Genomic DNA, 25,429 nt, shown 5'->3' on the forward strand with positions numbered 1-25,429 from the left:
ATTGCAGCCTCCTGGGGTAAATGGTATGACGGATTGTTTAAGTGTGTGGTAAAGGGAACGGAGTCCACGTTTGAAAAACATACTTCATATCCGGGGTATCCTGTTCGAGCATAAATGGAAGAATATCCATAATAGCGCGTGCTTTACTGCCAGCATAAAAGTTACGTGAGCTGTGTAGCAGCTTGTTTGCCTTTAACCACTGGCTCAGCTTCATCATAACGTCTTCGACGATTGCTTGGTCGATACTTTCATAAACGTCCTGACGGATTGAAACGAGCATGCCGCAATGATTAGAAGATTGGCACATGGGGTCATTGGACAAAAGAATGTACACTTCCGGCGTTGTCCCTTTGTTATAGGATGATTTGATACTGGGAGCCTCGATAGCTAGCATCAGCGGAATCAATTCATCATCAGTTACAATACGAAGCAACTCCTGCTTGTCCCAGCGAATCTTACCGTGTTTGGCCTTTTTAGCCCCGGCTTGATAGACTGACACACGGGCATTGCGGATTCCTGATATATTCAGGAGCGTTTCAAAACAATCGAACAGGTTAGTAAAGCACTCTTCGGCAAACAAAGTGTGCTTCTCCGACAAGGAACCGGTCATTATGAAATTATAATGCAGGTTGTTAACCACAAGCATCCATCCTTTATTCATGAATTACCAATTCATATACCATAATATATGACATGAAGATCGAATTCACCTTTTACATTGACTGTGGTACTGTTCATTAAAATCGTTTGGAAACCAGTTCAACTTCGCGTATACTAGGAAAGTCATAGATGGAACGGGCCTGAGCCGCATTGCGGCCGTATGTTGGTTACATGAACAGATTCAACGATAACGGATAAGCTCCCTTCCTGAAAAGGGTAGAATGAGAACCGATACAAAAATGGGAATTCTGAACTATGGAACGATAGATGTCATATGGCACATGAACCTATTTTACGTGACACATATTGAATACAGATAAGGGAAGTGAATACCACTTGAAGAATTTTGCAGCATTAGGCGTAGAGCAGCATTGGGTAGAAGCCTTGAAAGAACAGGGAATTTCATCCCCAACTCCTGTACAGCAGGAGTCGATTCCACTGTTGATGGAAGGTCAGGATGTTATCGCCGAGGCACATACGGGAACCGGGAAGACGATTGCGTTCTTACTACCCATTTTGCAAAAAATGAATTTGGACAAGCGTCATCCACAAGCGCTCGTGATTGCACCGACGCGTGAGCTGGCGCTCCAGATTACAGAGGCAGCGAACACGTTGGCCGCTACAGAGCCAAGCTTGTCATTACTGGCTGTTTATGGAGGACAGGACGTAGAGCGTCAGCTTCGTAAACTGAAAGGCGGCGCACAACTGATTATTGGTACACCTGGGCGACTGCTGGATCACCTGAGACGTGGCACGCTGGATCTGGGTGGCATTAAAATGCTGGTCCTGGACGAAGCCGACCAAATGTTACACATGGGCTTTTTGAACGATGTGGAGACGATTCTTCAGGAGGTTCCTTACCGGAGACAGACGATGTTGTTTTCCGCTACGATGCCAGCTGGTATTCGCAAGCTGGCTCGTGTATATATGAACGAACCCGTAGATGTCAAAGTGAAATCCGCTTCTTCCGTTCCGGTGAGCCAAATCCGTCAGGTCGTTGTGCAAACAACAGACCGTGGTAAGCAACAGGCATTGGTGGATATGCTGAATACGGATCGTCCGTACTTGGCTGTTATTTTCTGCCGTACGAAGCGCCGGGCTGCCAAACTGAACGAAGAGCTGCAAGAGATGGGCTTTGAGAGCGGTGAGCTTCACGGAGATTTGTCCCAGAACAAGCGGGAGCAAGTGATGAAGGCGTTCCGTGAAGCGAAACTCCAATTGCTCGTAGCGACTGATGTAGCTGCGCGCGGCCTAGATGTAGAAGGCGTCACGCATGTCTTTAACTATGACATGCCACAGGATGCCGAAAGCTACATCCACCGCATCGGGCGTACCGGCCGTGCCGGAGGCAAAGGCGTGGCAGTGACGCTCGCTACGCCAAGAGATGTTCCAGAGCTTCGGAACATCCAGAAAGTTGCTGGCGTCACATTCACCAGCAGTGAGGGCGGCGGACAGCGTAGACCTGCTTCCGATACGGCTGATCGACAGGGTCGAGAACGCCGTTCGGGCAGAAACGACCGCCGTTCCTACGGCGGCAACGACTCCGGCGGCGGACGCCGGGGCAGCGGCCGCGAACAGGTGGGTCGTCGTGATGCCACAGGCGGCGAACGTCGTTCTAGCCGCGGCAGCAGCGAGCGTGGCGGATATGACCGCAGCAGCAGTGGTTCTGCACGCGGAGGCCAAGGCCGCTCGGCAGGACAAAGCAGCGAGCGTGGCGGATATGACCGCAGCAGCGGCGGCGGTTCCGCACGCGGAGGCCAAGGCCGCTCGGCAGGGCAAAGCAGCGAGCGTGGCGGATATGACCGCAGTAGCGGCGGTTCCGCACGCGGAGGCCAAGGCCGCTCGGTAGGGCAAAGCAGCGAGCGTGGTGGATATGACCGCAGCAGCGGCGGTTCTGCACGCGGAGGCCAAGGTCGCTCGGCAGGACAAAGCAGCGAGCGTGGTGGACAAGCCAAAGGCGGCCCGCGTGGTGGTCAAGGACAAGGCGGCCGTCGCGGACGGTCCAGATAGATAAAACAGGAGTATTCTCATAGAATACTCCACTATGGTTATCATAATAGCCCCGGGGAGGCTCATCTTCCGGGGCTATTGTAATCTTCACCCATAACGCTTGAAGGAGCAGCACCATAAGATGACATGATCAGCGGAGCTACCTTGAAATAAATGATCAGCGTTCAGGATACATTTTTCAAAAGATAAATTTGGAGGGGTTATACATCATGCAGGAACAGGATATGGGCAAGCGCGCCATGGTCTCAGCATGGATCAGCCTGATTAGCAACATCCTATTAACCGGCATTAAAATTATTACAGGACTTATGTTCAACAGCAAGGTGCTGGTGGCCGATGGTGTGCATAATGCCGGGGACGTGATTGCCTCTGCAACGGCACTGGGAGCGATGCGCATATCCAGCCAGCCGCCGGATGAGGATCATCCTTATGGTCACGGCAAAGCAGAAGTGATCGGTGCAAGCGTGGTGGCGGTCATATTGTTTGGAGCGGGCATATTTATCGGCTATCATTCGATTGCAGCACTGTTCGAACCGATGCCACAGGAGCATATACTGGCATTGGTGGCCGCCATTATTTCCTTGCTCTGGAAACAGTGGTTGTATATCTACACGATTCGTATCGGGAGAGCGGCCAATAGTCAGGGTCTTATTGCAACGGCAAAAGATCATCTCGCTGATGTGTACGCCTCTGGGGCTGCTGTACTGGGTATCGGTTTGGGGCTGATTGGGGAGCACTGGAGCATTTCAATCTTATCCTACGGCGACCCTATTGCGGGATTCGTAGTGGCATTGCTAGTTCTGAAATTGGCGTGGGAAATGGGCCGTGAATCCATAGATGTGCTTATGGAAAAAGCGATTGCCACGGAGGAAATTGAAAGCTACGCCGCAGCCGCACTGAGTGTAGCCGAGGTTCAACGTATTGACCGTATCCGTGCCCGTGAGCACGGCCATTATATTATCGTGGATATCCGCGCTTCAGTGGATGCCTCTTTGACGATTCAGCAGGGACACGATATTATCCGACTGATTAAGGGGGCTGTCATGAAGCAGGAACCGCGGGTTTATGAGGTGCTTGTCCATTTGAATCCATGGTATCCAGACGACCACTAGAACAGACGACGCGAATTGACAGATAACTTGCAGGGAGGGTATGCTTTTAAAAGCCGAACGATGATGAATAAAAGCGAGGTTACCCGAAAATATGCGAAAATTTTTAAAATGGTTAGGCATTTCTGTGACTGCGGCTGTTCTTTTAGTGGGCGGATATTATACGTATTCTATATATCATTTTACGAACCAAATTTCGGTTGCTTCCGGACAGGATTCGAAATTCAAACCGCAGGCACAAACTCAAACCAATGTACAACCTGTAGAGGTATCGCTCCCACCAGAATGGGATGGGACAGAAAGAGTGAATATTCTGCTGCTAGGCGGCGACTCCCGTGGAGAGGATTCAGGGCGTTCTGACTCCGTTATGGTTGCTTCTATTGATCCGGTTACGAAAAAGGCTACACTTATGTCGATTCTTCGTGATACGTACGTCAATATCCCAGGTCATGGGCAAAGTCGATTGAATGCTGCTTTTTCCTACGGTGGACCGGATTTAACCAGACAGACCGTGAGCGACCTGTTGGGGATACCGATTCAATATTATGTATATACTGATTTTAATGGCTTTATTGCGTTGGTTGATTCTGTGGGTGGTATTGACCTGGATGTCGAAAAAGATATGCACTATACCTCCAAGGCAGATAAACACCAGTTTGATATTGATTTGAAAAAGGGAATGCAGCACATGGACGGTAAAACAGCCTTGCAATATGTACGCTTCCGTCATGATGCGACTTCCGATTTTACGCGTACGGAGCGGCAACGCAAATTCATTACCGAGCTTGGCGGTAAAATTCAGTCAACCTCATCTCTAATCAAACTGCCAAGTATTTTAAATAGCATTTCTCCTTATATTGAAACGAATCTCAGTACTACGGAAATGCTGCAATTGGCTTCATTGGGCTTTAATATCGATGCAACAACAGTAGCGAAGCAGCAAATCCCACCAAATGAATTGGTACGCGGGGAAACCATTAAGGGTGCGCAGGTGTTGGGTGTGGACGAAAGAAAGCTCAAGCGCTTCATACAGAATCTTTTTGAACAGGAGAACAAACCTGTGACCACGACGGTGGATGCTGCAACCACGATAAATGATACTCCATAACCCTCGAAAGCAAGCGAAGTTCGTACGATGACGTACAACTTTGTTTGCTTTTGTGTGTATTTGGGTATAACCTTGTATATTTTGTTCCAAAAATATATCGTATCTATGAAGAACGTATACTCAATTGTGTAAAGAGAAGGGGAATGTGGTGTGGAAATAACTCCGGCATGGAAAGACCGATTCAAGAAGTTTTTTCTGAACAACAAGTTTGTGTTATTCCTGCTGGTACTGCTGCTGATCGGCTTGAATATCTTGGTGCTTACCAAAATTTCATACATATTCACACCTGTCATGGTGCTGCTGAAAACGATAATTCTCCCTGTCATTTTATCCGGCGTCTTGTACTATCTGTTCAATCCGTTGGTTGATGTACTGGAGCGTAATAAGGTGAAACGAATATACTCCATTATTGTACTGTTTTTGCTCATTATAGGGGTTATTGCGATTGTGGTTACATCGGTGGTACCTGTAATCCGCGATCAAATACAGGGGCTTATCCAGAATTTCCCTGCCTATAGCGAGCAAGTACAACGACAATTCGAGAAACTGATCGGCAGCGATTTTGTAAACCAGTTCCAGAACACCATTCAAATTAATCCATCTGAGCTGGCCTCCAAAGCTTCTGAAAAGTTATCTAGCTTTATTAATAATGCATGGACGGGCGTGGGCAGCTTCTTGGGCGTGGTTACAGAAACGGTACTTGCGATTGCCACGGTTCCATTTATTCTGTTCTACTTGCTAAAAGATGGACACAAGCTGCCACAGTTTATCCTGAAAATGCTCCCGCCTATGTTTCGTAAAGAAACAGATCGCATTATGACTGAAATGAACCATCAGGTCAGTTCCTATATTCGTGGGCAGATTATTGTCAGCTTCTGTATTGGGGCGCTGTTGTATATTGGTTATCTAATCATTGGATTAGACTACTCTCTGACGCTTGCAGTCATTGCATCCTTTACGAGCGTTGTCCCCTACTTAGGTCCCGTTATTGCCATTACACCTGCGTTAATTGTAGCCTTGGTCACCTCACCGATTATGCTGCTCAAGATGGTTATCGTATGGACAGTCGTACAGCTCATTGAGGGTAAATTTATTTCTCCACAAATTATGGGCAAATCTCTTCGAGTACATCCGATCACGATTATCTTCGTTATTCTGACCGCAGGCAATTTGTTTGGTGTGGTGGGAATTGTACTGGCGGTTCCGGGATATGCTGTCTTGAAAGTAATCGTTACACATCTGTACAGTTTCTTTAAAAAGCGTTCGCATCTCTATGAGGCGGATAAAGAGAACGCAAGTCTTTACGAGAAATAAAATTTTCCACTATAAAATTGATATGGCCCCCTCTTGGGTAACTGTGGCTACGCGTGCTATAATTAATGCCTATCCTTATTCCAAAATAGAAAGGTCAGACTTTTATGATAAAACTCAGCATTCTTGACCAATCTCCGGTATCGGAAGGCATGACGCATGCGCAGGCATTACAAAAGACCGCTGAGCTTGCTATAGAGGCGGAACGCTTGGGTTATCATCGCTTTTGGGTATCAGAGCATCATTCTGCCGCAAATCTTGCAGGGTCCAGTCCGGAGGTACTGATTTCACATCTGGCCGCCCGGACTTCAACCATTCGAGTGGGGTCGGGTGGTGTGATGCTGCCTCATTACAGCGCTTATAAAGTAGCGGAAAACTTTCGTGTGCTGGAGGGGTTGTATCCGGGACGCATTGATCTGGGTCTGGGACGAGCGCCTGGAGGAATGCCCATTGCTACCAGAGCACTGCAAGAAGGCAAAATGCGAGGTGGCGTAGATCTATACCCTGAGCAGTTGGATGACCTGTTAGCTTATTTACATGACAGCACAGGCAATGATCACCGTTTCGGTTCGCTACAGGCGATGCCGCTCATAGAAACTGTACCGGAAATGTGGTTGCTCGGCTCCAGCGGTGATAGCGCAGGTCTGGCAGCCGAGCGTGGCGTGGGCTTTGCGTTTGCGCAGTTCATTAACGGTGAAGGCGGCACAGGGGCTATGAAGGAATACCAGGAAAGCTTCCAGCCTTCCCAGCATAGTGACCAACCGCGTTCGCTTGTTGCCGTATTTGCGATCTGTGCGGACACCGAAGAGGAGGCGAATCGGTTGGCTTCCAGTATGGACTTGTCTCTTGTACTATTAGAGCAGGGAATGCGCTCCGCTGGAACACCTTCCGTCGAAAAGGCACTGGCGTATCCGTATACGCCGTTTGACCGGATGCGTATACGTGAGAATCGCAAACGTATGGTGGTCGGTTCGCCCGAACAGGTGAAGCGTCAGATTGAGCAATTAAGTAAGGACTATAATGCACAGGAGATCATGGTTGCGAGCATTATTCACGACTTTGATGCCAAAATGAAATCTATACGTCTCATGGCTGAAGCATTTGGACTGTCTTCTGTATAGTCATAATGCGATTCGCCGGATTTAAAAGATCACAGCTTCGAGGAGCTGTGATCTTTTTTTAAATTTTTTGAGGGAATATTGGATGATATGCACTGTATGATATAGGAAATAAACCAGTTAACACTTGATAATGATTATCAATATCTTTATTATATAAAGATAGAATGAAGTTTTGATGAAAGTCGTGCGTTAAGCCCGTGACTATATATATTGGATAAGGGAAAGGGATGATTCCAAATGTTTCGTCTGAAAACGGCAAATCTGGATATTGCTTATGAAGATCGATTGATTGTAGAAGATCTGAACGTAGAAATACCGCAAGGGAAAATCACAGCCTTGGTGGGCGCAAATGGTTCTGGCAAGTCCACCATTCTGAAGACGATGGCTCGCATCATGAATCCTAAGGGCGGCAGTGTTCTGCTTGACGGTAAATCCATTCATAAGCAATCCACCCGGGAAGTAGCTAAACAGCTGGCTATTTTGCCACAAAATCCGACTGCACCGGAAGGATTAACCGTGACGGAACTGGTATCTTACGGACGTTTTCCCTATCAAAAAGGCTTTGGTTCCATGAAAGCGGAAGATCGCAAAATGGTAGAGTGGGCCATTCAAGTAACGGGAATGAGTGAGTTCCACGATCGTCCGATTGATCAGCTTTCTGGCGGTCAGCGTCAGCGTGCTTGGATTGCTATGGCGCTTGCGCAGGATACGGATATTTTGTTTCTGGATGAGCCGACGACATTTTTAGATATGGCGCATCAACTGGAAGTGCTGCATTTGCTAGAGTATCTGAATACTTCGGCGGAGCGCACCATTGTTATGGTCGTACATGATTTGAACCATGCGGCCCGGTATGCTCAGCATATGATTGCGATCAAAAAAGGGAAGGCCGAGGCGGTAGGAACTCCAACTGAGGTTATGTCTCCTGATGTGCTGCGCGAGGTGTTTGGGATTGAGGCGGATATTGTAACAGATCCTCGTACGGGTGTACCGCTCTGTCTTCCATATGCTTTGGCTGGACAGCCAGCGGTAAGCCAAGCAGTAAAGGAAATGAATGTGGAAGAGAAGCAACCCGTGGGTTCTGTTGCCGAGCGACGTGATGCCAGACCACAAGTAGCGGCAAGAGGTTAAAGGGGACATACCATGAGACCACTGGATTACAATCAGCTTGAGCAATTAGCGAAAATAGTGAGAGTCACGCCGGAGGATGCAGTATATTCCGGCCCAGTGGCGGAATGGCTTGAACCAGAGAAGCTCCGCTCTGTAATGGAGTACTATAGCGATCTTCTGCGTGCTGAAGACGATTTGACCGCAGCTGTTTATTTTGTGAACCAGTTGCGTGGCCTCGTGTTTGCGCAGCATTTTATGGTGTCTCTGTGTGAACGCCGTCTGGACCTGTCCGTTTCCAATCTCAGATTTCATATTTGTTATGAAGGTCAATATCCCTCTATTAGCCTCCAGGTCATCGACCTAACAGAGCTGGACAATACGCGGAACAATGGGGATGACCATTCTTCCGGACAGGCTCAGCAAGCGTTACGTGACTTTTACAGTTTGCAGATGCGGCCCATATTGGAGGCAATAGCTGCAGTGGGGAGCGCATCTATTGGGCAAATGTGGGGACAGTTTCCGTTGACATTGCTGTATTTTAAGGATAGAGTACAGCCATCGTTGACTGATCCTCAGGATGTGGAGCGCTTTGAACAAGATTATATGTATGTGACACGTGAGCTGGAGGGAGAGGTATTCGGGCGTAAAAGAAATCCGTTTACGGTTCGTCTCATTGAATTAGACAATCCTTACCGCCCCGGTGAAAATACCTACATGAAACCGTCCTGTTGCCAATATTACAAGACAGGTGGAGGCCAGCGGTATTGTTATGCTTGCCCAAAAATGTCCGCTTCCGAACGCGAAGAACGCAGACTCGAAGTGATGGCATCACGGTAAAGTCACTGTGGATGTTGGCATGTCCGTCACGTTTTGGTTAAAATAGGTTATGTAACCTAAACCAAGCGACACGAAGGAGGATGCTGTATGTCTGTCTATTCACATAATGCCGTAACACCAGCGAATCAGGAGGTTTCTCTGGATACTTACACCGGTAAGGTGCTGGTTATTGCGAATACCGCCAGTAAATGTGGACTTACCCCGCAATATGGGGATTTGCAAAAGCTTTATGACGAATATAAGGATCGGGGATTAGTTGTATTAGGATTTCCTTGCAACCAATTTGGCGGTCAGGAGCCGGGCAGCAGCGAGGAAGCGGCTGAATTTTGCCAATTGAATTATGGGGTTAGTTTCCCGATATTCGCCAAAGTGGACGTCAACGGACCGGATACAGCGCCTCTGTTTGAATATTTAAAAAAGCAACAACCTGGAGAACAGGAAGATGGGACAATTCAGTGGAATTTCACGAAATTCATTGTGAATCGTGAAGGTGTACCTGTGGGTCGTTTTGAACCGAAGGAGTCACCAGAAGCGATGAAAGCAGCTATTGAGCAATTGCTATAGTAGCTTCGCTTTAATTCCAACGTATATGTTTAAAAAGGGTCTGATTTCCGGAATGTCTCCGGGAAACGGACCTTTTTTGTTCTCTACATATGCATTTGTCTAAGGTGTGTTGCATCATGTGAAGGTCGATTCCAAGGGCATAATCAGGAGGCTTACAGGGAAAACTGGATGGAGCAAAGAAACATTTCAGCAAACGACTGAACTCGTATATCCTTTCTTTTTTAAATGTGGACAAATTGTGAATATCTTAAAAAGCTATTGTAATGTGAAAAATATCACACTATAATAAGCGCATGAAGTGAAATAAATCACAAACGCTAACGAGCCGTTTACGTGAAACTATTCACAATTATTATACATTTTATGCCCACACACCAAGGAGGAATTTAACATGAAAGTAGCAGTTATCGGATGTACACACGCAGGCACGGCAGCTATCGTCAATACAGCTAAATGTTATCCAGATGCCGAAATTACCGTTTATGAGCGTAATGATAATATTTCATTCTTATCTTGTGGTATTGCTCTGTACGTAGGTGGTGTCGTCAAAGATCCGCACGGACTGTTTTATTCGTCTCCAGATCAACTGGCTGACTTGGGTGTAGAGACCAAGATGCTTCATGAGGTAACGAGTGTGGATACGGCAGGCAAGACGCTGCATGCACGTAATCTCCAAACAGGTGAAGAATTTACAGACACATTTGATAAATTAATTGTGACTACAGGATCATGGCCCATTATTCCGAAGCTGGAAGGCATTGAACTTGATCATATTTTGCTCTGTAAAAACTATAATCATTCGAATGATATCATTGAGAAAGCCCAGCACGTACAGAACATTACAGTCGTCGGAGCAGGATACATTGGTGTTGAACTGGTAGAAGCGTTCCAAATGAACGGTAAAAATGTAACACTGATCGACAGTGCTGATCGTATATTGAATAAGTATTTGGACCATGAGTATACAGACCGGATTGAAAGTTCCCTGAAGGAACATGGCATTAAGCTGGTACTTGGCGAGACGGTGAGTCGTTTTGAGGGTACGAACGGTAAGGTAAGTAAAGTCGTGACCTCTAAAGGAGAATATGAAACAGAGCTTGTTATTCTCTGCATCGGTTTCCGACCTCAAACGGATCTGCTCAAAGGTCAGGTAGATATGTTGCCTAACGGTGCGATCATTGTGGATAACTATATGCAAAGTAGCTGCCCGGATGTGTTTGCAGCAGGTGACAGTTGTGCAATCCGCTATAATCCGACAGGCAAAACGGCTTATATCCCTTTGGCAACCAACGCAGTTCGTATGGGTACGCTGGTAGCACGTAATCTGGTACAACCAACCATTGCCTACATGGGAACCCAAGGAACTTCGGGTATCAAAATTTACGAAGACAATATTGCAGGAACAGGCATGACGGAAGCGGCGGCAACGGACGAAGGCATGACTGTAGAAGCTGTAACCATTGAAGACAGCTACCGGCCTGAATTTATGCCAACCTCCGAAAAGGTATTACTGAAAGTGGTATATGAGCAGGAGACACGGAGAATTTTGGGGGCACAAATTATGTCGAAGGTAGATTTGACGCAATCCATTAACACGCTATCCGTAGCCATTCAAAATCATATGACCATTGACCAGTTGGCCTTTGTCGATTTCTTCTTCCAGCCGCATTATAACAAGCCTTGGAATTTCCTGAACGCAGCAGGTTTACAAGCATTACCTACAATATCCGAACGGAACCCAGTTACTGTATAATTCGGTTTGTCTGTGACATTGTTCATAAGTTTGTCAACAATCTGAGACGTATGGACGAATCCTTATAGTACAATATAGAGTAGCATAAGGATTAGGGGGTAAGTAGCTTATGGATTTGTTTTATATCCTTTTTCTTGTAGTCGTAGCGCTGGTAGGCCTCGGTGGAGTTATTTGGTTCTTGAGAGCAGTTGAAAAGGAAGAATACAACTAAATGCAAAGCGCGTAGTAGCGCAGTAGATGTAATAATACAGAAAAGACAGTCCTTTTTCCAAGGGCTGTTTTTTTAATGCTTGATAAAGTGATTTTTTTCACAAACATAATCACTGATTTTAAATAAAATATGAAAGAAGAACATTTTAGTGAAAAGATATTAAAGGAGCGGGGACATATGGCGAGCTATAAACCGGGGCAAATTGCCGAAAAGACGGTGGAAACAGGAGTGGCCAAGGCGAACAACCCGTGGACTGTGGCGGTGGTACTGGGATTTTTGGCAGGTGCATTTATTGCACTCGGGTTTTTGCTGGATATACGTGTTATTGCAAGTGCGCCTAAAGAATGGGGAAGCATTGCCACCTTTATTGGAGCTGCGGTGTTCCCTGTAGGTCTGGTATTAGTTTTGATCGCCGGCGGAGAATTGCTGACCGGCAATATGATGGCGGTTCCTTTGGCGAGATGGGCAGGACGGATTAAGACAGGGGCCATGCTTCGTAATTTGGCGATTATTACGCTCAGTAATTTTGCGGGTGCGTTATTCGTTGCATTTTTCTTTGGCCATGTGCTGGGTTTGACAGAAACGGGCCCTTACCTGGACAAAGTGGTGGATATGGCAGGACATAAGCTACATGAAAGCTTTTTGCAGTCTTTTATATCGGGTATAGGATGTAACTGGCTCGTAGCACTGGCTGTATGGCTGGCTTATAGCACAGACTCAATTGGCGGCAAAATTATGGGGATTTGGTTCCCGACCATGGCCTTTGTCGCTATTGGATTTCAGCACGTTGTTGCCAATATGTTTCTCATTCCGGCGGCTATCTTTGCAGGCCACTTTTCATGGGCAGATTATGTTATGAACTTCATTCCTGTCTGGCTGGGGAATTTGGTAGGAGGTAGCCTGTTTGTGGCTGGAGCCTACTGGTTGGCCTATTTAAAAAAGCCTCAAGCCAACGCACATCCAGTGAATGAATCTCCAACCACTTCTTCGGTTGCACATCAAATCCGTTGAGTGATCCTGCTTAATTACGGCACTTTAAACAGCAATAAACAAAGCAAATCCGCCATGACAGGCCCGGGGGAACGAAACCTGTCATGGCGGATTTTTTTGGGAGTGGTCCATGATTTGGCATGGAGGATGAGTGTGCTCTCGTCCCATAATGCCTTGATCTCTTTTACCCTCGGTAAGATATGATGAAACAGGATGTCGAAAAAAATTATGATTCTTAAAAAAATCCGTTTTGCTCTATGCAGCAGACGGATTTTTTTAATATTTTGGAGAGCGGCTGTGTGGGAAAATCCTTCTCTTGCCATAGGCCAAAGCTGTGGATATGATAAGATCAGTGTAATTTTTGGAAACGGTAACGGAAAGGAGCATCAACACTATGGATCATCGCAATAGCGCGCCTCCTGAGGCCACGCTTCAACAAGACTTACAGAGGGGACAGCGGATGACGGAGCAGCAGGACGGTATTTTTCCGGCTGTATGCCCGTTAGATTGCCCGGATACGTGTGGGCTCCTGCTTCACAAGGAAAATGGAAAGATAGTCAAGGTCACTGGGAACCCGGATCATCCTATTACCAAAGGCGCTATTTGTAACAAAGTTCGCAATATGACGGAGCGGGTATATGATCCTGATCGGGTGCTCTATCCGTTGAAACGTATAGGCCCCAAAGGAGAAGGGAAGTTTGAACGAATTAGCTGGGAGGAAGCGGTCGATACCATTACAGGTCGGTTCAAGGAGCTGATACGTACGGATGGATCGGAATCTATTCTCCCCTACAGCTTTTATGGCAATATGGGCGTATTGAGTGTGGATGGAATGGATCGCCGATTTTTTAATGCGCTGGGTTCAAGCCAACTCAATCAGACGATTTGCAGCGTGGCTGGGAATGAAGGCTGGGCATCCGTTATGGGCTTTAAGGGCGGCACCAGCCCGGAGGACACGGAGGATGCAGACCTCATTATTGTGTGGGGTGGAAATGTCATTAGCACCAACATGCATCAGGTCGTTTTGGCTGAGAAGGCACGTAAAAAGGGTGCTAAGGTGGTCGTTATTGACGTTCATCGCAACCGGACGGCGCAATGGGCGGATTGGTTCATTCCGTTATATCCGGGGACGGATACGGCGCTCGCGCTGGGTGTTATGAATGTGCTGTTCGCTCAGGGACTGACGGACGACGAATTTTTACATCGCTACACGGTAGGCCATGAGGAACTGCGCGAGCATGTTAAGACATATACACCAGAGCGAGTTTCGCGGATTACCGGCGTGCCGGAAGCAGATATTATCCGTTTAGCGGAAATGTACGGAACTGCGCGAGCAGCGTATATCAATATAGGTAATGGGCTTCAGCATCATGATAATGGCGGTATGAACGTACGTGCGGTTACATGCTTGCCTGCGCTCACTGGACAATGGCTAAAGCACGGCGGGGGAGCGTCACGCTCTAATGGCGCTTATGGCAAATTTAACGGCGCCAATCTGGCGCGTCCTGATCTGCGACAGAACCCGGATGCCCGGGTGATCAACATGAACCGGATCGGAGAAGCGCTGCTACAGAAGGAACAGCCGATTAAGGCGTTATTTGTATACTGCAGTAACCCGGTAGTTGTAGCTCCCGATTCGGAACGGGTGACTGAAGGATTTGAACGAGAGGATTTGTTCACAGTCGTACATGACCTGTTTCTTACGGATACGGCCCGTTATGCCGATATTGTGCTGCCTGCAGCGTCTTCCTTTGAGGGTACAGACCTATATAAATCCTACTGGCATCACTATGTCCAGATGCAGGAACCCGTCATTGCTCCACTCGGGGAAAGCAAAAGCAATTATGAGCTGTTTAGCCTGCTCGGACGGGCTATGGGCTTTGACGAAGCTGCCTTTACGGAAAGTGAAGCGGACATGATCGCAGGCGCGCTGGATAATCCAACGAACCCTTATCTCAACGGTGTAACCTTGGAAGCCTTAAAGAAGTCACCTTTTGTAAAGCTCGATATGTCGCCAAAGGCTACTTATTTGGATCGTCTAACCACGCCTTCAGGCAAGATTGAGCTATATTCGGAAAAAATGAAACAAGCAGGTCTGCCCGCGATGCCTTCATATGTGCCGCTCATTGAAGGGTATGATGGAGAGCATCGACCGCAAGCGGACGAGCGGTTTCCATTAATGTTTATTTCACCGCCAAACCATAATTTTCTGAATTCTACTTTCGCTAACTTACCCAAGCATCAGCGGCTGGAGCGGGAGCCCTTGCTACAAATTCACCCGGAGGATGCTCAGACAAGAGGCATCGCGGATGGGGAACCGGTTACCGTATGGAATGATCGGGGGACGTATGAGCTGAAAGCCAAAGTCACCGATCTGATGCTGCCCGGTACAGTGATTAGCCAGGGATTATGGTGGGAAGGCAAAGGACGCAGACAGCGTGCCAATGTGTTAACCTCTGATCGGCTGTCGGATATGGGACAGGGGGCTACTTTCTTCTCAACGGTGGTGAATGTGAAGCGCCAATGAGATAATGCCATTTATGGCGTCAGATGCAAAAGGAGAAACAAAAGATATGAAATGGTTGGAGTCTTATCCGAAAGAAGTGAAAGTGTTTCTCGTTGCTAGCCTGATTAATTCTGCTGGAAGTTCCCTGATGTGGCCGTTGGTTAGCATGTATGTGTTTGACGAACTGAACCGTAGTATGGGAGATGCAGGGATTGCGATTTTAGTGCAGTCTCTGGGCGGAATTTTTGGTCAAGTGCTGGGCGGAGCCCTCTATCATCGTATTGGAGCCAAAAAATTGATTGTTGGCTCACTGGCGATGAACGCGCTGGGACTTCTCACGCTTCCATTTACCAGTGGTCATTGGGTAGCGTTTGTCATCATGATGGGCTTTATCGGCTTTTTTAATGTCGTATCTGTGCCTGCGATTCAGGCCTTTGTAGGTTTTCGTTTCGCTGACCGTCGTGGAGAGCTGTTTAATATTATTTATGTCGCTAACAATATTGGGGTTGCAGTGGGTACGGGATTGAGTGGCGTTCTGGCTGACCTTTCCTATCAGCTCAGCTTTGTGATGAACGGGGTGACTTCTGCGGTATTTGCCGGGTTTTTCTGGTCTTATCTAAGTAGGGTGGATCGGGAAGAGGGAGAAGTACAGCTCAGCAAGTCCGTGAAGAAAAGAGAGGAAATACCAGCTCGTTTGCTGTTTCGTGATACCAGATTGTATCTCTTTGTGGGATTAGGCTCGCTTTTTTTATGGTTCGGCAATTCGATCTGGAATACAGGAGTGTCTCCCCATATTATTGAGCAGGGCTTGCCTAAAACGATGTATGGGTTACTATGGACGCTGAATGGTATCCTTATTTTTGCCGCACAACCCATTATTTTTTGGATAAAACGACTGTACGCTCATCACGCTTCAGCGCAAATGACATGGGCCGGAGGATTTTATTTGGCGGCTTATATTGTCATGCTGGGCACACAGAACTATACTGGAATGATATTCGCTATGGTTCTGGCGACCCTGGGAGAAATGCTGATTGCACCTGCGGTTCCAGCATTCCTGTCTGATCATGGAGGTCGGGGTGCACCCTTTTACATTGGGCTTGTGGGGGGGATTGGCGCAGCCGGACGGGTAATGGGGCCTTATATTATGGGGAAGTTGTATGATGGCGGTGGGTTACCGCCTACACTTTGGCTGGCATCAGGCGTAGCGGTGTTGTCGATCCTGTTTTTCGTCCTGCATAGCTGGTTGAACCGTTTTCGGCATCATTCGGATACTTTGGATACTACGACACCCAAGGTAGATACTCCCAGTTCTTAAGTCCTAATAAAAGTGCAGTAATATGCTGTAATTATGGTACAATAAGTGACGAATGGTTGTAGTTATTGCTTCAGGAAAGCCTTCACAGGAAGGATTGAAAGGAATTGTTTACAAGTCAACCTTTGACAATACGTCATTCGGAGATGAAGGATGCTCCTGATCTGATTGCGCTGGATGAATTGGTATGGAATGAACGCACGGCTCCCGCTTCGCTGTCCTGGAAGTCGCGCGGAGAGTTTCTGCGCAATACGCCTCCAGGCTCTCAACTGGTCGCCATCGAACAGGAAGTACTCTGCGGGTATATTGGATTTCGTTCTCCAACGCTGTTGGCTAGTAATTGTCATGTACTCGAAATAAATATAGCTGTACATCCAGCTTATCATCGTAAAGGTATTGGGACGGCGCTCATGAACTCCATGAAGGACATTGCAGCTGCCGAGGGCATACGCAAGTTGAGTTTGCGTGTACTCTCATGCAACACGGAAGCCCTTATGTTTTATGAAAAAAGCGGTTTCGCGATTGAAGGACGTTTGCATGAGGAATTTTACATAGCAGGCCAATTCGTGGATGATGTGTTAATGGCCTATTTCTTAAAATAGGCGGGAGGCTACAGATAGTAATATTCGGTTTTATGCCCGGCCTAAACAAACAACGCCGCAGACCTGATCAGGTCTGCGGCGTTGTTGTACATCAATATTACCGAAGTTGCTTCCATTCATTTTGGAGCATACCATACACTGCGTGGTTCATGTAGCCGTCGGGCAGCAATTCCGCTTCGCGTACAATGCCTTCGAGCACAAAGCCCAAACGTTCTGGAATACCGCGGCTGCGGCGGTTCGTAGTTGCGCAACGGATTTCGACCCGATGCAAGTCCAGCTCCATCAAAGCATATTCAACGAATACGCGGCAGGCGCTGGTCATAAGACCTTGTCCTTCGTACCCGTGTCCAAGCCAGTATCCGATGCTAACGGAGCGGTGAGTCCAATTGATCTCATGGTAGCTGATGATGCCAGCAAGCTCGTTGTCTATCCAAATTCCGGCGGTCAGACTACCGTTCTCTGCGGCTTGTTTCAAGGCGCCCTGCACGAACTGCTCTGTGTGGCTGATTTCCGTGGTAGAGTCTACCCATGGAAGCCATTGACGCAGGCGGTCACGGGACATTTCGATCAGCTCAAACAGAGGCTGCACATGCTCCTTGGTGAGCGGCCGAAGGACTGTGCGTTCGTCCAACGCATATGTAAACATGATTGATCCCCTCTTTCACTCGGAAAATCGCTAAACCAGCCAGTCTAGCATTTAATCCCATGCTACCTTATTCTGCGAGAGTCGTCAAAAGGGAGAGGAAGCTTCAAATTCTATAGGTCCCACCCGGAACCGTTCATGCTCGTATACATATTTCAGATCCAAATCCCCTACAAATTCGCTTGGGGATACACTGCCAGATACAGTGGCTTGCAGAGGAAGTTGTTCGGCATCATACATTACGACAGAGCTAAAATCGAGATGCTTTGTAAATTGGGCTGGATCATCGTAAAATACTGATGCTTTAGGGTCCATCGTATGTGTAGCACCGTCAATCGTAACAGCAATATGGACCTGGCGGTCGTGATCACGTAGCTCCACTGAGCTGTGTACGCGCTGGGACACAGCATATGCTGCCGATTCGACCGCATATTCTTCCATCGTACGTGCGTTAACAATATGCAACTCCTGCAATTCGACACCCGTTCCCGAGGCACGCGTGAGGATTACGACGGCTTCACGGACACCATCCCCGTTCACATCCCTGTAATATAATTGTGGTGCGGTGGAGATATCTGCCGAGCCCGACCATCGGAATGTGCGGAGTTGCTGACCGATTTCCAGTACAGCCGAATGGAATAATCCCTGTGACGGATTAACAGCATATAAGCGGACGGATGAGTCTTCTGGAGCGCTGGCTAGCGGACGAGATTGTACGGTTTCGTTCACCGGGTCCGGTGAAGGATGGCCGGAAGTCATGACGGAAGAGGACAAAAGCATAGACAGCAGGATCACAATGAGCAGCTTAAACACGGGTGGGTCTCCTTTTCCGGACAAAATAAAAGATATATACACTATAACGAATTTATTTGCCGAAAATGTTAACTCTTTTTCATAACTTGTCACTTTTTTTGCTGAAGCGAGCATAAGGATTTTCATTTTATTGAGTTATGCGGTGTGAAAGGGTATATTTAAGGGAACAGGTTTTACACAGATTATACGGAAGAAAGGTTGATTAGCGTGGAGAAGCCGATCACTCCCCCCAATTTTATTAAAAATGTTATTGAAGAGGATTTACGTACGGGTAAGGTAAAGGAGGTTGTTACACGATTTCCGCCTGAACCTAACGGATATTTGCATATTGGACATGCCAAAGCTATCTGGATCAATTTCTCGCTGGGAGATGAATTCGGAGGACGCACCAATCTGCGTTTTGACGACACCAATCCGGCGAAGGAAGACACGGAATACGTGAACTCCATCCAGGAGGACGTGAAGTGGCTCGGTTATGAATGGGAGGAAAAACATTTTGCCTCCAATTATTTCGAAGAAATGTACAAGCGTGCCATCCTGCTGATCCAAAAGGGTAAAGCCTACGTGGATGACCAAAGCGCGGACCAAATCCGCGAAACTCGTGGCACACTGACCGAACCGGGGCAAAATAGCCCTTATCGGGATCGAAGTGTTGAAGACAATCTGAAGCTGTTTGAAGAGATGCGTGCAGGCAAATACCAAAATGGTGAAAAGGTGCTGCGTGCCAAAATTGATATGGCTTCAGGAAACATTAATTTACGTGATCCGGTTATTTACCGCATTTCACACACAGCACATCACAATACAGGCGACACATGGTGCATCTATCCAATGTACTCCTATGCTCATCCGCTGGAAGATGCGATTGAGGGAGTAACGCACTCGCTCTGTTCGCTGGAGTTCGAAGATCAGCGCCCGCTGTACGATTGGGTTGTAGCTGAATGCGAGATGGAAAAGGTACCGCATCAATACGAATTTGGACGGCTGAACCTGGCTCAAACCGTAACCAGCAAACGTAAGCTCAAGCTTCTGGTGGATGAAAAGCATGTAGATGGTTGGGATGATCCGCGTATGCCGACGATATCCGGTTTACGTCGTCGCGGCTATACGCCTGAGGCCATCCGCAGCTTCGTATATGAGACAGGCATTTCCAAAGCCTACGGAGTCATTGATTTGCAGGTGCTGGAGCATTTTGTACGTGAGGATTTGAAGCTTAAGGCACCCCGCACCATGGCAGTCATAGATCCGTTGAAGGTGGTTATCACAAACTATCCTGAAGGACAAGTTGAAATGCTGGAGGCGGAAAATAATACTGAAAATCCGGAACTCGGTACACGTCAAATTCCGTTTTCCCGTGAAATTTATATTGAGCGTGAGGACTTCATGGAAAATCCGCCGAGCAAATACTTCCGTTTGTTCCCTGGTAATGAAGTACGTCTCAAGCATGCTTACTTCATTAAATGCAACGATGTGATTAAGGACGCAGACGGAAATGTAACGGAAATCCACTGTACCTATGATGTAGAAACCAAGAGCGGATCAGGCTTTACTGGACGTAAAGTGAAAGGCACAATCCACTGGGTAGAGGCTACTCAGGCTGTACCTGCCGAATTCCGTTTGTATGAGCCTTTGATTAACGCAGAGGACACGGAAGAGATTGAAGAGGATGCATCGGAAAAAACATTCCTTGACCAATTGAATCCGAACTCTTTGGAAATTGCTCATGGCTATGTCGAGCCGAACATGAAAGAAGCTCAATCGCAGGACAAGTTCCAATTTTTCCGTCATGGTTATTTCAGTGTCGATCCGAAGCTTTCCAAGCCGGGTGAGCCTGTATTTAACCGTGTTGTTTCGTTGAAAAGCTCTTTCCAATTGCCTAAGCAATAGATTGTTGGAAAGTGTGGGAGAGATGGTAGCTTCGTGCGACCAAGTTGAAAAGGAGTCTGCCGTCGGCAGACTCCTTTATTTTACGCATGCACACTCTTTATCCATGATCATTGACTTGACGATACTCTATTGTCTTTGCTAACAAGCCAGAAGGGAAGAGGGGATAGCTCATTCCTCTAGTGTTGTTAAGGGGCTTCTTCTATTCGTTAGTGCCCGCTGGCAGTCCTGGCTGATAACCGTTCTTGTACAGCATATACCACATGATAGCGAATCCCACAGAGCCAAGTAGGGCGAAAAAGACCCCTGCATGGTACATCATTTCTCCGCCAAAGTTCTGGAATAGCCAACCTCCCGCAAAACCTGCTACGATACCGGATATACCACTCCAGGTCAAGGTATATACGGCCTGTCCGGATGATCGGTATGCTGCAGGGGTAAATAGGACGGTCAACTGGGTGCCTACATAGAAGTATCCACCGAAGGTGACGCAATGAAGAGCCTGAATGAACACAATCTGAATCGGGTCTGTGGCCAGAGCCATCAGTTCCCAACGTAAGGCAAACAGCAAACTGACGAGTGCCAAACAGCCGACCATCACAGTCATTTTTTTCTTCAAGAAGCGATCAAACAGCAAAAAGACAATAATTTCGAATACCGATGACATAAAAACGGCAAAACCAAGCATCTGTTTGGACCCGCCCAGCTCGGTGATGTACAGGGACATAAAGGCGCTGTTGATCGAATTCGGGATGGATACAAGGATGCCCAATAAAATAAAGGATATAAAGTATCCGTTCATTAAAACGCTGCCAAAGCCACGCAAATGAATAGTTGCTGTCTCCACAGTGCTTTTCAGTGGTGGAATCGACAAGGTGCAGATCAATGCAGCCAGAAGAAGTACCGTAAAGATGGTGGATATGCTGGATATCCCCGTTTGGTCAATAACTATGCCGGCAACTGCTGCTGTCACAGCCCAACCGAAGGAACCCCATATACGGAATGAACCAAATTTCCGGTCTGTGCCCTCAATATAGCTGAGAATTAGGCTGTTGCTTTGCGCAAATAAAGGGCTTTGGAAAAAATAAAAACCAATCATCGACACATAAATCATGATATACGTATGGACATGAAATAAAGCTTGCAGCAATAACAAGGTACCTATAATCATAAATAGCAGAATACGTCGGAGGTTACGGCTCCGGTCGCTTGTATAGCCCCAAAAAGGGTTCGCGAATACGGATACAAAAGGTCCGATGGCCATCAGACTCCCGATCTCCAGCTTGTCCATGCCGATATCTTGCAGGTACAGCGGGAAGAAGCTGGAGAAAATGACCATAGCTCCATATAGAAAAAAATTATACAGTTTTAAGGAATATAGAGGAGTCTCTTGAATTTCTCTCTTTTGCAAGACAAGCCATTCCTTTCTTAGCCCGATAGAGAACTACGCATCGATGCCGATCTGTGGGAAGGTTCTTATTCCAATGTATCATGTGTTGAAAGGGTTAACAAACCAATAAATTAACAATTATGTAATAAATATTTGAAGATACTAATTTGATATTGGTTTAAGCAAACTTAATGATTATTTCGCTATTTTACTAGTTATTGTTTTTGTTGCTCCAAGGGGCGACATGTAGACGAACTACAGGGTTTAAGACTATATATGGTTAGTTCAAGTAAATGTTTGGTTAGTTACAAAATCTTTATTTATAAATAGGTTCTTAAGACCTAAAGTTTATACATAGAATAGCCGATACTTAATCCATAATCAGGAGAATTTAGGATTATTTTTTTCTGAATAAAAATACATTGTCGCAGATATTACATAAAATCAGAATACTATGCTTCATAAGAAATGATATAGGTTTAATCGACTGGCCTGTATAGTTGGTTTTATGAAATATCGGGTGGAAAGGGATGGAAAATGGCATTACAGCATCATAGAGACAATTCCTTGTACCGCCGATTTCCTCGGCTTCTTTTGCTTCAGGCAGGAGAAGGAGGTGAGTTGGTGACTTCTGAAACCAACGAGCCCAATGTAATACTGACTCGTGAGGGACAATCATATTATTTGCATGATCCTGAGCAGCCTGGGCGGGAAGCAGAATTATTTGTTTTGGGTTTTAACAAGGTTAAACCTCAAGCGCACGTGATCTTTTTTGGTGTAGGACTTGGGTATCATATTCGTGAATTTCTACGCAAGTACCCGAATACCAGCTTCTCCATTGTCGAGCCCGACACTGGTTTGATGAATATTTTTTTGCAGCATCTGAATGAAAACGATTGGCTGGCTGATGAGATGATCGAAGAGGTTATGGTAGGAGGAATGACAGGAGAGACAATCGGTACACTGCATAGGTTGATCGACCGTGTATCTGGAGTGCTAGTTGTTCCATGGCTCCCGTATCGCTCCTTATTTGCTGCGGAACTGAAGAAGTTTAATGAAATATTGTACAAAATGGTCTCTAACAAGAAGGACAAAATGGCTATCAATAACGTGTACGAAAAAAAATGGGCGTTAAACAGTATTCATAATTTCCCTTATATTTTACATAGTTCGGATTTTCTGCAGGCGGGCTCAGAGCATATTAGGAGTAAGCCAGCCTTAGTAATATCCGCTGGCCCTTCGCTTAACGACGAAATTGAGCACCTGCGACATATTCGTGAGAATAATCTTGCTTATCTGTTTACAGTAGGATCGGCAGTGAACACGCTGGTGGAGCATGGCATTTATCCGCACGGCACGTTCAGTTATGACCCGAACGAACACAACGTAAATGTAATTCAAAAGGTGATCGACAAACGAATTGATTCAATTCCACTTATTTTCGGCAGTACGGTCGGTAAACACACACTCGATCATTATCCAGGTCGTCTTATGCATATCATCATTTCTCAGGATGAACTCTCCAAACACGTATTGCGTACACCGGAGGGAAATAAACCAACGATTATTAACGATGCTCCTTCAGTAGCGGTCATTGCACTCCAATGTCTGATCCATATGAAAGCAGACCCTGTTGTGTTGATAGGGCAAAATTTAGCTTATCGGGATGAACAATATTATGCTGAGGGGATTACTCATGCCCAAGGTGTTCCAGCTAGTGCCGATTTGCCGCGTGTACAGGGCGTTCATGGCGAACAGGTAGTTACACGACATTCTTTTATCAAAATGAAAACAGAGATGGAGTTTTACATTAGTACAGTGAAGGGAACTGAATTTATAAACACAACGCGTGAAGGCGCTGTTATCAAAGGAACATCTTTTCAGAACTTGGAAGAGGTAATCCAGACGCGGTTAAAAGGTGCTATTGACGATGCGTGGCTGCAAACCAGCAGTAATTCGGAATACGATCTCATGTTTCTGAGGTCACGCATTGAAGAGCTTCAGCGGGATGAAGAGGTTTTTCAAACCATTATGGAACAGATTCATCATGCTTTGCTCGGCATCAAACATAAGCTCAGTCTGAAGCAGGCCAATATGCTGAACGTGTCCTTTGGACAGTTTGATGACTTATTTGCCTCATTATTAGGTAATTGTTTTTTCAAAGTATATGTTCTTCCTCGCCATCGTATGCTGTATGAGTTTTTGTACAGTAAAATGGGCGCCATTCAGAGCAGTAGGAATCCTCTAATCAGAGGGGAGCAAATTCTGCTGTACTTCGGGGATTTCATATGGAAATGCCAGCAGGATTATATGGAAATCAAGAATGAGATCCATGAATTTCACCATTCCATTCACACCTAGATAAAAAGGAGCACGTATATGAGTAAGAAGAAAAGAAATAAGAATCATGTAAATCGAATGATTAAGGTAAGTGTACTGACAACACAGGTGCTCAACCTAGCCAACCCATATATTTCAGCGACGTTTGCATCGGAGAGCGTAAGCGACAATACGACGGAGAATGTGTCGGTGTCGGACGGGTTCATACAAGACGCTTCCTCATCCCCCGTGGCCTTATCAGTCTATATGCAGGCGCAAATGGACGAGCCTCCATACTATACATGGCTTTCACCTCAGGAAAGCGGCGTTTCTTTGTCCGCAAATCTGGCTATGTCGTTCAGTGAAGAGGTGCAACTGGGCACAGGTCATCTAGTGGTGCACCAGGAGGATGGAAGTGAAGCGGGTCGGATTAACGTGAGCGGAGGTACAGTCGTAGGTGGCACGGTACATATCAGCGGTCAGCATGTGCGGATGGAACTGGATCATCCACTGGCGGATAGTACCCAGTATTATGTGGAGGTCAGCTCGGGTATGTTTGTAGATCGCGCGGGTCAAGGCAACAATGCGATTTGGGACAAGGACATGTGGACCTTCCAGACGGCAGACACCATAGCGCCGAAGCTGGTGAGGAAGGGACCAGAGGGCCCAGACATGAGTGGCGTAAGTCCCTACGATGCGAACTTTATGCTGGAGTTTAATGAGCCAGTGAGATGGGACCACGGCTACGTAAGGTTGCACGAAGCCTCGGGTGGGGCAGTGGTTCGTGAGTTACCGATATCGGGTCAGTGGGGAACGGGGAAATCCCAATCAGTCTGGGAAAATACAGCCTACTTCTCCTTCTCGGGTGGGCTGGAACAGGGAAAGTCGTACTATCTGGAAATTACTTCGGGAGCACTAACGGATTTGGCGATGAATCCATATGTAGGGATGCATACTTCGGAGGACTGGACATTCCGCACACGAGATGAGCGGCCTCGTTATACGAATCTGTATCCAGAAGGGAGTGGTCAAACGCTCACCCCGAACCTGCACATGAGCTTCAGTGAAGAGGTGCAGTTAGGTACAGGCCATCTGGTGGTGCACCAGAAGGATGGAAGTGAAGCGGGCCGGATTAACGTGAGCGGAGGTACAGTCGTAGGTGGCACGGTACAT

The 25,429-nt window shown here is 46.8% G+C and carries 20 protein-coding genes; 16 read left to right on the forward strand and 4 right to left on the reverse strand.

Annotated elements, in window-relative coordinates:
• Positions 1 to 37: 37 nt before the first annotated feature.
• A complete protein-coding gene (locus tag BM358_RS14590; protein ID WP_231517145.1) occupies positions 38 to 646 on the reverse strand; it encodes a hypothetical protein in 609 nt (202 codons plus the stop codon).
• 350 nt (positions 647 to 996) lie between these two features.
• Between BM358_RS14590 and BM358_RS14595 the strand changes: the two genes are divergently transcribed.
• The 13 genes from BM358_RS14595 (at position 997) to BM358_RS14660 (ending at position 17,207) form a co-directional block, all read left to right on the forward strand.
• Complete coding sequence (locus BM358_RS14595; RefSeq protein WP_091002031.1) at positions 997 to 2,670, forward strand: DEAD/DEAH box helicase; 1,674 nt, start codon at positions 997 to 999, stop codon at positions 2,668 to 2,670.
• A 209-nt stretch (positions 2,671 to 2,879) separates the two neighbouring features.
• Positions 2,880 to 3,782 carry a cation diffusion facilitator family transporter gene (locus BM358_RS14600; RefSeq protein WP_023990753.1) on the forward strand — a complete coding sequence of 301 codons (903 nt, stop codon included), beginning with the start codon at positions 2,880 to 2,882 and terminating at the stop codon, positions 3,780 to 3,782.
• 91 nt (positions 3,783 to 3,873) lie between these two features.
• Positions 3,874 to 4,887 carry an LCP family protein gene (locus BM358_RS14605; RefSeq protein ID WP_013312376.1) on the forward strand — a complete coding sequence of 338 codons (1,014 nt, stop codon included), beginning with the start codon at positions 3,874 to 3,876 and terminating at the stop codon, positions 4,885 to 4,887.
• Positions 4,888 to 5,037: 150 nt separating this feature from the next.
• Entirely contained in the window at positions 5,038 to 6,201 is a 1,164-nt protein-coding gene (locus tag BM358_RS14610) for an AI-2E family transporter (protein WP_023990752.1), read from the forward strand.
• Positions 6,202 to 6,305: 104 nt separating this feature from the next.
• On the forward strand, positions 6,306 to 7,319 hold the full coding sequence (locus BM358_RS14615; RefSeq protein WP_028540726.1) for an LLM class flavin-dependent oxidoreductase: 1,014 nt from the start codon (positions 6,306 to 6,308) through the stop codon (positions 7,317 to 7,319).
• Positions 7,320 to 7,556: 237 nt separating this feature from the next.
• Positions 7,557 to 8,450, forward strand: coding sequence for an ABC transporter ATP-binding protein (locus BM358_RS14620; protein ID WP_023990751.1), 894 nt, complete (start codon positions 7,557 to 7,559; stop codon positions 8,448 to 8,450).
• Between the two features lie 12 nt (positions 8,451 to 8,462).
• Positions 8,463 to 9,266 carry a hypothetical protein gene (locus BM358_RS14625; protein ID WP_028540725.1) on the forward strand — a complete coding sequence of 268 codons (804 nt, stop codon included), beginning with the start codon at positions 8,463 to 8,465 and terminating at the stop codon, positions 9,264 to 9,266.
• Positions 9,267 to 9,353: 87 nt separating this feature from the next.
• Positions 9,354 to 9,830, forward strand: a complete 477-nt coding sequence (locus BM358_RS14630) for a glutathione peroxidase (RefSeq protein WP_023990749.1) — start codon at positions 9,354 to 9,356, stop codon at positions 9,828 to 9,830.
• Positions 9,831 to 10,221: 391 nt separating this feature from the next.
• The gene (locus BM358_RS14635; protein ID WP_013312369.1) at positions 10,222 to 11,583 is read left to right on the forward strand and encodes an FAD-dependent oxidoreductase; all 1,362 of its coding nucleotides are present in this window, start codon (positions 10,222 to 10,224) and stop codon (positions 11,581 to 11,583) included.
• Positions 11,584 to 11,971: 388 nt separating this feature from the next.
• Positions 11,972 to 12,805 carry a formate/nitrite transporter family protein gene (locus BM358_RS14640; protein ID WP_023990747.1) on the forward strand — a complete coding sequence of 278 codons (834 nt, stop codon included), beginning with the start codon at positions 11,972 to 11,974 and terminating at the stop codon, positions 12,803 to 12,805.
• A 373-nt stretch (positions 12,806 to 13,178) separates the two neighbouring features.
• Complete coding sequence (locus BM358_RS14650; RefSeq protein ID WP_028540723.1) at positions 13,179 to 15,311, forward strand: molybdopterin-containing oxidoreductase family protein; 2,133 nt, start codon at positions 13,179 to 13,181, stop codon at positions 15,309 to 15,311.
• A 46-nt stretch (positions 15,312 to 15,357) separates the two neighbouring features.
• A complete protein-coding gene (locus BM358_RS14655) occupies positions 15,358 to 16,608 on the forward strand; it encodes an MFS transporter (RefSeq protein ID WP_028540722.1) in 1,251 nt (416 codons plus the stop codon).
• Positions 16,609 to 16,712: 104 nt separating this feature from the next.
• Positions 16,713 to 17,207, forward strand: coding sequence for a GNAT family N-acetyltransferase (locus BM358_RS14660; RefSeq protein WP_023990744.1), 495 nt, complete (start codon positions 16,713 to 16,715; stop codon positions 17,205 to 17,207).
• A 97-nt stretch (positions 17,208 to 17,304) separates the two neighbouring features.
• On the opposite strand, the gene BM358_RS14665 is transcribed toward BM358_RS14660, so the two are convergent.
• The gene (locus BM358_RS14665) at positions 17,305 to 17,853 is read right to left on the reverse strand and encodes a GNAT family N-acetyltransferase (RefSeq protein WP_028540721.1); all 549 of its coding nucleotides are present in this window, start codon (positions 17,851 to 17,853) and stop codon (positions 17,305 to 17,307) included.
• An 84-nt stretch (positions 17,854 to 17,937) separates the two neighbouring features.
• The gene (locus tag BM358_RS14670) at positions 17,938 to 18,663 is read right to left on the reverse strand and encodes a hypothetical protein (RefSeq protein ID WP_028540720.1); all 726 of its coding nucleotides are present in this window, start codon (positions 18,661 to 18,663) and stop codon (positions 17,938 to 17,940) included.
• 207 nt (positions 18,664 to 18,870) lie between these two features.
• On the opposite strand from BM358_RS14670, the gene BM358_RS14675 reads away from it, so the two are divergent.
• On the forward strand, positions 18,871 to 20,550 hold the full coding sequence (locus BM358_RS14675; RefSeq protein ID WP_028540719.1) for a glutamine--tRNA ligase/YqeY domain fusion protein: 1,680 nt from the start codon (positions 18,871 to 18,873) through the stop codon (positions 20,548 to 20,550).
• Positions 20,551 to 20,749: 199 nt separating this feature from the next.
• On the opposite strand, the gene BM358_RS14680 is transcribed toward BM358_RS14675, so the two are convergent.
• The gene (locus tag BM358_RS14680; protein ID WP_028540718.1) at positions 20,750 to 21,958 is read right to left on the reverse strand and encodes an MFS transporter; all 1,209 of its coding nucleotides are present in this window, start codon (positions 21,956 to 21,958) and stop codon (positions 20,750 to 20,752) included.
• A gap of 603 nt (positions 21,959 to 22,561) precedes the next feature.
• Here BM358_RS14680 and BM358_RS14685 point away from each other — a divergent pair.
• Entirely contained in the window at positions 22,562 to 24,298 is a 1,737-nt protein-coding gene (locus BM358_RS14685) for a motility associated factor glycosyltransferase family protein (RefSeq protein ID WP_231517134.1), read from the forward strand.
• Between the two features lie 18 nt (positions 24,299 to 24,316).
• The coding region (locus BM358_RS14690; protein ID WP_143109559.1) for an Ig-like domain-containing domain at positions 24,317 to 25,429 on the forward strand (1,113 nt) is incomplete at its 3' end.

It is taken from the genome of Paenibacillus sp. cl130 (assembly GCF_900116035.1).
Taxonomy (GTDB): Bacteria; Bacillota; Bacilli; order Paenibacillales; family Paenibacillaceae; genus Paenibacillus; species Paenibacillus polymyxa_B.